The following is a 1,598-nucleotide window of genomic DNA, read 5'->3' as shown; positions in this document are numbered from 1 at the left end:
GTTCGGCGGCGTCCTACTCTCCCACAGGGTCCCCCCTGCAGTACCATCGGCGCTGTAAGGCTTAGCTTCCGGGTTCGGAATGTAACCGGGCGTTTCCCTCACGCTATAACCACCGAAACACTATGAAACTGTGAACTGCCGCACCGCCGTGGCCGGGCGGGGCTGTTCGTGGTTTCAGAACCAACACAGTGGACGCGAGCAACTGAGGACAAGCCCTCGGCCTATTAGTACCGGTCACCTCCACCCCTCACGGGGCTTCCAGATCCGGCCTATCAACCCAGTCGTCTACTGGGAGCCTTACCCCATCAAGTGGGTGGGAGTCCTCATCTCGAAGCAGGCTTCCCGCTTAGATGCTTTCAGCGGTTATCCCTCCCGAACGTAGCCAACCAGCCATGCCCTTGGCAGAACAACTGGCACACCAGAGGTTCGTCCGTCCCGGTCCTCTCGTACTAGGGACAGCCCTTCTCAAGACTCCTGCGCGCACAGCGGATAGGGACCGAACTGTCTCACGACGTTCTAAACCCAGCTCGCGTACCGCTTTAATGGGCGAACAGCCCAACCCTTGGGACCGACTCCAGCCCCAGGATGCGACGAGCCGACATCGAGGTGCCAAACCATCCCGTCGATATGGACTCTTGGGGAAGATCAGCCTGTTATCCCCGGGGTACCTTTTATCCGTTGAGCGACGGCGCTTCCACAAGCCACCGCCGGGTCACTAGTCCCGACTTTCGTCCCTGCTCGACCCGTCGGTCTCACAGTCAAGCTCCCTTGTGCACTTACACTCAACACCTGATTGCCAACCAGGCTGAGGGAACCTTTGGGCGCCTCCGTTACCCTTTAGGAGGCAACCGCCCCAGTTAAACTACCCATCAGACACTGTCCCTGATCCGGATCACGGACCCAGGTTAGACATCCAGCACGACCAGACTGGTATTTCAACGACGACTCCCCCCGAACTGGCGTCCGGAGTTCACAGTCTCCCAGCTATCCTACACAAGCCGAACCGAACACCAATATCAAACTGTAGTAAAGGTCCCGGGGTCTTTCCGTCCTGCTGCGCGAAACGAGCATCTTTACTCGTAGTGCAATTTCACCGGGCCTATGGTTGAGACAGTCGAGAAGTCGTTACGCCATTCGTGCAGGTCGGAACTTACCCGACAAGGAATTTCGCTACCTTAGGATGGTTATAGTTACCACCGCCGTTTACTGGCGCTTAAGTTCTCAGCTTCGCCCCACCGAAATGGAGCTAACCGGTCCCCTTAACGTTCCAGCACCGGGCAGGCGTCAGTCCGTATACATCGCCTTACGGCTTCGCACGGACCTGTGTTTTTAGTAAACAGTCGCTTCTCGCTGGTCTCTGCGGCCACCCCCAGCTCAGGGAGCAAGTCCCCTCACCAGGCGTGGCCCCCCTTCTCCCGAAGTTACGGGGGCATTTTGCCGAGTTCCTTAACCATAGTTCACCCGAACGCCTCGGTATTCTCTACCTGACCACCTGAGTCGGTTTAGGGTACGGGCCGCCATGAAACTCGCTAGAGGCTTTTCTCGACAGCATAGGATCATCCACTTCACCACAATCGGCTCGGCATCAGGTCTCAGCC

The 1,598-nt window shown here is 57.7% G+C and carries 2 rRNA genes; both read right to left on the bottom strand.

Annotation, left to right across the window (positions count from 1 at the left end):
• Positions 1 to 117 (bottom strand): 5S ribosomal RNA (gene rrf, locus ACFY1L_RS55975).
• An 87-nt stretch (positions 118 to 204) separates the two neighbouring features.
• Positions 205 to 1,598, bottom strand: a 23S ribosomal RNA gene (locus tag ACFY1L_RS55970); the annotation flags it as partial.

The organism is Streptomyces sp. NPDC001663, assembly GCF_042893105.1.
Lineage (GTDB): Bacteria > Actinomycetota > Actinomycetes > Streptomycetales > Streptomycetaceae > Streptomyces.
The sequence above is the reverse complement of the archived record's forward strand: the minus strand, read 5'-3'. Positions and strand labels throughout refer to the sequence as shown.